The 8012-nt window shown below is 58.0% G+C and carries 7 protein-coding genes and 2 pseudogenes; 3 read left to right on the top strand and 6 right to left on the bottom strand.

What is annotated here, in order from left to right; all coding sequences use genetic code 11:
- Positions 1–80: 80 nt before the first annotated feature.
- From E5W87_RS12955 to E5W87_RS12945, 3 genes and pseudogenes are all read right to left on the bottom strand, one after another.
- Positions 81–833, bottom strand: coding sequence for an SDR family NAD(P)-dependent oxidoreductase (locus E5W87_RS12955; RefSeq protein ID WP_292397747.1), 753 nt, complete (start codon positions 831–833; stop codon positions 81–83).
- A gap of 201 nt (positions 834–1034) precedes the next feature.
- Positions 1035–1964: a TIR domain-containing protein gene (locus E5W87_RS12950; RefSeq protein WP_292397744.1), complete on the bottom strand. Its 930-nt coding sequence runs from the start codon at positions 1962–1964 to the stop codon at positions 1035–1037.
- Positions 1965–2112: 148 nt separating this feature from the next.
- Positions 2113–2214, bottom strand: a pseudogene (locus E5W87_RS12945) (helix-turn-helix transcriptional regulator); the annotation flags it as partial.
- Between the two features lie 215 nt (positions 2215–2429).
- On the opposite strand from E5W87_RS12945, the gene E5W87_RS12940 reads away from it, so the two are divergent.
- Positions 2430–3692: an O-antigen ligase gene (locus E5W87_RS12940; RefSeq protein ID WP_292397742.1), complete on the top strand. Its 1263-nt coding sequence runs from the start codon at positions 2430–2432 to the stop codon at positions 3690–3692.
- A gap of 34 nt (positions 3693–3726) precedes the next feature.
- Here the strand turns inward: E5W87_RS12940 and E5W87_RS36075 are convergent, their stop codons facing one another.
- From E5W87_RS36075 to E5W87_RS12930, 3 genes are all read right to left on the bottom strand, one after another.
- Positions 3727–4038, bottom strand: a complete 312-nt coding sequence (locus tag E5W87_RS36075; RefSeq protein WP_367118822.1) for an acyltransferase — start codon at positions 4036–4038, stop codon at positions 3727–3729.
- Positions 4039–4401: 363 nt separating this feature from the next.
- Positions 4402–5610, bottom strand: a complete 1209-nt coding sequence (locus tag E5W87_RS12935) for a polysaccharide biosynthesis/export family protein (RefSeq protein WP_292397740.1) — start codon at positions 5608–5610, stop codon at positions 4402–4404.
- A 170-nt stretch (positions 5611–5780) separates the two neighbouring features.
- Complete coding sequence (locus tag E5W87_RS12930) at positions 5781–6455, bottom strand: sugar transferase (RefSeq protein WP_292397737.1); 675 nt, start codon at positions 6453–6455, stop codon at positions 5781–5783.
- Between the two features lie 554 nt (positions 6456–7009).
- On the opposite strand from E5W87_RS12930, the gene E5W87_RS12925 reads away from it, so the two are divergent.
- Together E5W87_RS12925 and E5W87_RS12920 are read left to right on the top strand one after the other, a co-directional pair.
- Positions 7010–7324, top strand: a complete 315-nt coding sequence (locus E5W87_RS12925) for an exopolysaccharide production repressor exox (RefSeq protein WP_292397736.1) — start codon at positions 7010–7012, stop codon at positions 7322–7324.
- Between the two features lie 486 nt (positions 7325–7810).
- Positions 7811–8012, top strand: a pseudogene (locus tag E5W87_RS12920) (glycosyltransferase); the annotation flags it as partial.

Here is an 8012-nt window from a genome sequence, read left to right as displayed (position 1 = left end):
TCATCGGACAGTGGAGGTTCGACCCTAAGCAAACGACGTGAACTCCAGTCTGGCCGGCGGCAGATCGCACCTGACGTGCTTCAATAGGTGGCCCGGCCGCCGGAGACGTCGAAGACGGCAGCCGTCGTGAAGGAACATTCCTCGGAAGCGATCCATGAGATCAGTGCCGCCACCTCCTCGACCTCGCCAAACCGCGCCATCGGTATCTTCGACAGCATAAAGTCGATGTGCTGCTGGCTCATCTGCTGGAAAATCGCGGTGCGCACGGCCGCCGGCGTGACGCAGTTCACCGTCACCTTGGTCTTGGCCAGTTCCTTGCCCAGCGACTTGGTCAGGCCGATCACCGCAGCCTTCGAGGTGCTGTAGGCCGACGCATTGGGATTTCCCTCCTTGCCGGCGATCGAGGCGATGTTGACGATCCTGCCGTAATTACGCTCGAGCATGTGCGGAACCAGCGCCTTGTTACAGAAGAAGACGCCGTTGAGGTTGATGTCGATGACCCGGCGCCAATCCTCCACCGAATAGTCCCAGGTCGTCATGTTCGGTCCGGTGATGGCGGCACTGGTGACCAGGATATCGACCGCGCCAAGGGCATCGATCGTCTGCCGGGCGGCCTGTTCGACCGCCACGGGATCGGCGACGTCGATAGTCACGCCATGCAAATCGGCAATGACAGCCTTGGCCTGCTCGATCTGGGTGGGATCGCGATCCCAGACGCAAACGCGTCCGCCCTCTTCAACGATTCTTTGCGCGACAGCCAGGCCGATGCCTGAGGCGCCACCGGTGATCACGGCCGATCGTCCGGCAAACCGTCCCGCAAAACTCATCGTCATGTGCTCGTCCTCCCAATCGGCGGCGAATGTGAAGTCAACGACAGAGAAGTTCAAGCCGGAGTCTGGAACGTCGAACAGCTTCGTGGTGGGCCAGGAGCAGGCGGTTGAGAAGCCCCTCCTGGCTGCTACCTCTCCATATGGTACTGGGCCTGCGGTGCGGCGAGGCGGCAGAGCCGTTCGAGCGGCTCCCATGGGCACAGTTCAGACGTTCTTGATCGACTTCCAATGGCTCAGCCGCTCTGCGATCAACTCCACGCGCCGCTGATTGTCGCGCCCGTCCAGGATGCTTAAGTCCTCAGGATCGGCGCGCAGATAGACACCGGAGGTGCGCGCGTTCAGTTTTGGCAGTGTGTCGGCTCGTGTGGTGAAGTATCCGGACGCGCGATCGGCGGACTCCAGCCGGATCTCTCCTGTCCCGTACAACTGCGACGCGTTCGCGTCCAAGGGCCGTTCTCCATTCCAAAAGTAAAAGATGCCGGGAGGCTCCTTTCTCTCCTTTACAGCTTCGCTCCAGTATCTCGCGGACAGGCTGCCGTTTTCTTGCCATGAGCGGCCGGTTAGCTCCAGCGCACCATCGCGGTCTCGCGAGATACGCAAGAGGCTCACGGCGGACGGCTCCTTTACGGTTCGTTCCGACAGGGAAAATTGCCACCAAAGGCCCTCTATCCGGGCGACACGACTTTCATTCTCGATCGCATTCCGAAGCTTTTGGTTGATCGCCCTCATCTCCGCGCCGGTCGTCGCCTCGCCATACCTTACGGAGGTGAGGCCGAGGAGATCGCTTGGAAGCTTGGAGCCATTGGCATGGAGGATGAACGTCCGGCGCATTCCAAGGACTCCGCCGAAAAGGCCGGCCTCGAAAACCACATTGTCTCGTGGAGAAGCTTGAGCGGATGCCGCCGCAGACGATGCCGGCTGGCTCACACTGGTCCAATCGTCCTGAGCGAACACGAAAGCGGCGAAGTCAACTTCACGCGTAAGCTCGAGGAGGCGCCCCAGGGTGGTTGTCCCAGGACTGAAGGACGTCGTCCAGGGTTCCACATGCGCAATGTCTTCAAGACCGCGTGTCAGCGCCTGCAGTAATTTCTTCTGCTTCCCCGACGAGCCCAGGAAGATTCGAGGTTTGTCCATCCGTTTGCTCCAACCCAGCAGATCGGGGGACCAGTGTCTGCCAATTATCCTGCGGTCATTGGTCTGGTTGTCCCCGACATAGGGTACGCGGAGGGTCTCATTTATTGCAACGGATGCAATGAATGCCGCTGCTATTTTTCGCCAGGCGCTAGAAGAAAAACAGTTCCCGCGCGGTGGTGATGCCAAACCTCTCATAAATGCGGCGGCGATGGTTCTTGACAGTGCCGACGGTGATGCCCGGCCGTTAGGCAGTGTTTGCGGTCACAGGTTGGTCGGGATGATCGGTTCTTGCCCGGCCTGCCGGTCTTTCACCGCCCGCCTCGGTGCATCCTTACGGCTGTTTTTGCCTCATTTGGGTGACAGGCTGCGGGGGATGGGTTATATTGCACTGCACAACGGAAGCGTCCGCGCTTGGCGCGGCGGCGAATTGGTATTGAACTGCATGGACGGGTATCCGCTACCGAGATGAAGATTCCAAAATCTCTGTTGATCGATCCGGAGAAGAACACGGTCTACGGTAGCTTTGCAGTTGCCATCTCCATCTGGGCGTTCTCCTACTCCTCCATTTTCGGTCAGATCTTGATCCTGGCCTATTATGCGGTCTGGCTTCCCCTTATCCTGGTAGACTACCGGCGGCTGTTGCGACATGCCTCCAGCGCGTGGCTCCCGCTGGCATTTGCCATCTACGTCTGCCTCTCGGTGTTCTGGTCGGATGCTCCCAGCATCACATTGAGGACGGCAGTCCAGTATTGCTCCCATATCGCCTGCGCCTACATCGCGGCGCGCACCGTCAGCGTCCGGACGTTGACGATAGGCTCGCTGATCGGGATTTTTCTCGTCCTGCTCTATTCGCTCAAGGTCGGGGGTTATTCCTATGACGTTCTGGACGGGACGTACAATTTCGTCGGCGCATTCAGCTCCAAGAACCAGATCGGCTTTGTCGCATCGCTGGGTATTTACTTCTGCATTGTCTTCCTGGCTTTTCTCAGGCGCGGCCGAATGAGCCTTATCTTGACGGCGCCCGTGGTCGCCCTGTCGGCCTATCTGCTGGTCATTGCGCATTCCGCCACCTCGATGGCTTCGATACCGGCAGTTCTCGCTCTGGTGGCTCTGCTTGCCATGGCCAAGAAGCTTTCGCTCCGCTATCGACGGGTGATTTTCCTGGTCGGCACATGCGGGCTGATCGCGGTCACCCTGGTGGCCTTTGCGGGACTTCTGGATTTCGTCCTTGGCGTCTTCGGAAAGGATTCCACGCTCACCGGACGGACCTATCTCTGGGAGCAGGGCTGGGAGGCGGCGCAGCAAGCACCGATCCTCGGCGTCGGCTATGCGGGCTATTGGGTGCAGGGTTTCGCCGAGGCCGAGCGGCTTTGGAACGAATTCTACATCACAACCAGAAGCGGCTTCCACTTCCACAATACCTATATCGAAGCCCTCGTCGAGCTTGGCTATGTCGGGGCGACGCTGATTTCGCTGATTATCGTGCGCACGCTGTGGGGCCACATTTCGGCGTTGATATTCAGGACATGGCAAGCCGAGTCGGTGATTCTTGCCGGCGTGATGGTGCTTCTATTCATCCGGTCCTTCGTCGAGGTCGAGACCCTCAACCCCTACATTATGGGCTCCTTCCTCCTGTATTACAGCTACTTCAAGCTGGTGAGGGTGCCTGTCGCCCGTCCCCGGTGGACCGCAGCCAACCTCGCGGAACCAGAAACCGCAAGAGGTTAAGCAAAGCGCCAAATGTCACTTTGATTTTCGCCTATCAAAAACGAATGTAATCTCGGGGCGCCACAATTTCGCGAATTATTCGGGCGGGATTTCCTGCAATCAGGCTTCGTGGCGGTGCACTTTTGGTGACCACGGACCCAGCTCCAATTACGCTATGATCCCCGATTTCGACTCCCGGCAGGATTATTGAATTTCGGCCAATCCAAACGTTATCACCAATTAGGACAGCTTTCGCTTTAACGCCGGCACCCTCTTCGACCTCATGATAGTTTGAGTCTTGGATTACAACCGAATCGCCAACAAGGCATCTGTTTCCTATGCTTACTGCGACGGATGCGTCGATCATAACTCCGCTGTTTATAAAAGATTTAGAGCCAATTGACAGGCTTGCGTTCCGACGTGCATGAAACCAAGAACGTGACCCAATCCCTCGAAATGAAACGCGAGAGCCAAATCTAAAATTGCCTTTTCCTGCTATATGGGGCGAGGCTCCAAGTACCGAAACCCGATCGGATATTTCGATACCTCTCATTCCCCAAATGAATGTGATGATTGTGCCTTTGATATATCTTCTGGCACGATAGATATTCACTACGCTCCCCCACGGATAGCCACTCCTTGCCGAGGAGCGTGCATCTATGCGGACGGCCTTGGCGTGACGCTCGCTTTGAGCGTCAGCTGACGTCGGGTATTCAGTCGCTCGAAGGCCTTATTGGCTAGCCATTGGAGCCAGCTTTACCTTGATCACGTCTCCGGGCAGCACGGGCGTGTCTTCGCTGGCGGCGATTTCTTTGGCCTTGCCGTCGACCACCCGAACCAGGCCAAACGACATTGTTGGCTCTTCGCCGTCCCGATAGCGTTGCAATGCCGGGTTCCCCGACATGGCTTCGGCCATCAGGCCGGTTTGCATGTTCATCTTGAGCATTGTTTGACTGAGATCGGCTTCTGCCTGTTGCCGATCGGTGGCGAGGCCCGCATTCTGGGTGTTTTCCAGGTCGATGGCGTCCTGGTTGGCCTTGCTGATCGACTGCTTGGCGGTGAGGATGGCCGTTTCGTAATCCAGGATCTGGCCTTCCAGGTCGGCGATCGTTTGTTGCGAAGTCAGAACCCGCGTGTTGACGACCAGGCCCTTTTGCGCCAGCGAGCCGATGCCGCTCAGCTGTTCCTTTGCCAGGTCGACCTGCCGCTGCTGGTTGACGATCTTTTTCTGCAGCGAATCGATCTCGCTCTGTAGCAACGTCTTCAAATCGTCGAGCGCCTGAAGGCGCAGTTTGAGATTCTTTTGATCGGCCGTCAGGATCGCCATCTCGTCGGCAACGATGCTTGCCAGTTTCGGATCTTCGGCCACCTCCTTCGGCACGTCGAACGTCGCCTTGTCCGCTATCTCCGCTTCGATGCGCGCGCGCCTGACGATCAGGCGGACCCGCTGGTCCTGGAGAACGTCAAAATCGCCCTTGGCATTGATCATGTCGCGGTCGTACCGCTGTCCCTCCGGGCTCCGTCGGACACCGCCGGCGATGCTCATCGCCCTCAGGACGGTCAGGTCCGGCACATAAGGATACTGGCCGGGCGTCTGGACCTCCCCGGAAATATAGAACGGCCTGTACTGCGCCATTTCGACGGAGGCTTCCGGCCGGTCCGCCAGAGCGAGCTTGCGCTGGAGCGCCTGGCCGATCGCTGCCGCGACCTCGGATGTGGTCTTGCCGGATGCCGGCATTTCGCCGACGAACGGCACGGACAATGTTCCGGCAGGGCCGACCGTGTACTCTCCGTTGACGGCCGTCCAGTCGCGGAACGTGCCTTCAACCGTCTGCCATTCGGCCACGCGGATGGTCAGCTTGTCCTGCGATCCCAGGCGGTACTCGTCGGCGGCGGCGAGTTGTGGGACGGCAAGCGACAGCGCGAGGCAAGCAGTCATAAGCCGCATCCGTCGCATGTGATTGCTGACAGTGCCGGCGCAGGAGATTCCGAAGATGTTTGTTTTCAACTGAACGTTTCCGATCCGCTTTAACCCCCGCCCAATGAAGCTTATTGCAGAATGTTTGGCGTCTGGACCGTCACTCCTCCACAGAACCGGCTCCGGCCGGGTCAGTAGCAGCCCCGCGACATCCAGACGGCAGGCACGGTCTTGACGATGATGCGAATGTCCTCGAACAGCGACCAGTTCTCGACATAGTGGCGATCGAATGCGACGCGGCTGTCATAGGAAACGTCATTGCGGCCGCTGACCTGCCAGAGCCCGGTCAGGCCGGGGCGCGATTTCAGGTAATAGACGGCCGAACTGCCATAAATCTCAAGCTCGTCGCGCACGACCGGGCGAGGGCCGACAAGGCTCATGTCACCCTGAAGGATGTTGATGATCTGCGGCAGTTCATCGAGGCTGAGCTTCCTCAGCACGGCCCCGACGCGCGTGACGCGCGGATCGTTCTTGAGTTTGCGGGTGGCTGTCCATTCGGCGTTGGCGTCCGGGTTGGCGGCAAGATATGCAGCCAGCACCTGTTCGCCATTCTGAACCATAGTGCGAAACTTGAGGCACGGGAAAATCCGTCCTCCCCGACCGATCCGGCTGTGACCGTAGAAAATCGGCCCGCCGTCGGAAAACTTGACAAGCAGCGCGACCATTACAAACAGCGGACTGAGAGCAACCAGGCCAATCAGTGAACCGGCGACATCGAAGCTGCGTTTGAGCAGGCCGCCGATCGGTGGAAAGTCGATACCGGCCTGCGAAAAATCCGCGTCGGCCGGCTTGGCTACGTCCCTCATGCGTAAACTCCATACGTTGAACGGATGGTTTGGCGCACGATATCAAAAAAATGCTGCATCGCAACACACAATTTCTTGAGCGCCTGAAATAATCACGTCATGAATTGACTAAATAATAAACCGATCCTGCACAAATTTTGGCCTTTATGGCACGTTCATGACAAATTATGGGCAACCTTGAAAAATCTAGTGCCTTTTTGAGGCTGATTTTGGGCGAATCGCTCTTTGTGCCGCGTCTTTGAGCATTATCGTCCTGTAGCTTTGTAAAATATATAGAGGTTTTAAAGTAAAATACTGATTAATATTGCGGCTCTTACTGAGGCGAATCCATAGCGGGGTGATTGGTCGTGATGCCGATGTGTGCATCGCAACATGGCAGAGTCGATCGCGCGAACTTATCCAAAATAATTTGCGGTTGGCCTTGCCCGCTATTGCACACCTTAATAGAGTTGCAAATTGTTTCTGTCAGAGTATGGACAGCGTGGGAAGGCCGGAAGCAACCGGCCAAAAAGCGAGCGGCCTTAACAAGCTCGCATGGCGAAGGGAGGCTCGGGGTGGGTCAATCATCAATTTTGCCCGAGCAGGTTGACGGGCTGTCGGGTATGTCGCTACCAAAATTTATTGTCGGCATGATTTTCGCTCTGGCGATCGTGGTCGCCTGGTCTTATCTCGACGGCGCTTCGCTAGGCACAACGCTTTTTCGCGCTATAGCCTGCGCCATTGTCATCCAGCTGGGCTACTTTCTGCTGGTTTTCGTCATGGTTGCCAGAAATACCCCGACGTCGGCCGATAAGATTCGCGATGCCGAACGAAAGCTGACCGAAGCGGCCGACGGCGAGAAGTTCAGTGCCAGGAGAAGCCTTCACTGACCCGGCCCCAGGTCGCGTCGGCTGGATTCCTGTCGGACTGCTCGCCTTACAACCAGGCTCCGGAGTTTTCCGCCATCCTCTGATTCCCTGATTCAGCCTCTGATTTTGCCTGCCCTTGACGATGCGGCCGATTTCCCCCGCGACCACCTGTCGCGAAAGCGAACATCGAAGGCCGGCGCAACAGTCAGCGTCGTCGTCGCGCCGCCGCTCGTCGTCGACTTGGCGATCAGCGATTCGGGTGCGCTGACGGCTCTATCCAGAATAGCAGGGACGGTTTGCGAAGCGGCGCGTCCCATGACGAGACCGAAAGGAAAGACTGGACGGAGCGAATGATTTTGGCGATGCTTTGCTTCGCACTTGCAGCATAAGCGCCGGCTGACGCTCTTTCGAACAGACGAACAGTCGGTCAGGTCGAGAGCTGCATCGGACATTCAACGGGGGGCGGCGAGAAATTCGGAGCCACCTGTGCAGTCGAGAGACGAATTGATGATAAAACCCGAGGTCTGCGTGATCATCGCTGCCCGCAACGCGGCCCGGACAATCCCGGTTGCCATCGCATCGGCGTTGCGCGAGCCGGAGGTGGCGGAAGTCGTCGTCGTAGACGACGCCTCCACCGACGATACCGCGAAAGTCGCTCGGGCAGCCGACGATGGCAGCGGCAGGCTTTCCGTAATCCGGCTCGACGTCA

This window comes from Mesorhizobium sp. (assembly GCF_004962925.1).
Classification (GTDB): Bacteria; Pseudomonadota; Alphaproteobacteria; order Rhizobiales; family Rhizobiaceae; genus Mesorhizobium.
This window is presented reverse-complemented; position numbering and strand designations above follow the sequence as displayed.

What these genes read in the sequence shown, in the direction of transcription:
- E5W87_RS12940 (WP_292397742.1), top strand. Translation starts at nt 2,430, where the DNA reads ATGAAGATTCCAAAATCTCTGTTGATCGATCCGGAGAAGAACACGGTC.
- E5W87_RS12950 (WP_292397744.1), bottom strand. Translation starts at nt 1,964, where the DNA reads ATGGACAAACCTCGAATCTTCCTGGGCTCGTCGGGGAAGCAGAAGAAA.
- E5W87_RS12955 (WP_292397747.1), bottom strand. Translation starts at nt 833, where the DNA reads ATGACGATGAGTTTTGCGGGACGGTTTGCCGGACGATCGGCCGTGATC.
- E5W87_RS12930 (WP_292397737.1), bottom strand. Translation starts at nt 6,455, where the DNA reads ATGAGGGACGTAGCCAAGCCGGCCGACGCGGATTTTTCGCAGGCCGGT.
- E5W87_RS36075 (WP_367118822.1), bottom strand. Translation starts at nt 4,038, where the DNA reads ATGATCGACGCATCCGTCGCAGTAAGCATAGGAAACAGATGCCTTGTT.
- E5W87_RS12935 (WP_292397740.1), bottom strand. Translation starts at nt 5,610, where the DNA reads ATGACTGCTTGCCTCGCGCTGTCGCTTGCCGTCCCACAACTCGCCGCC.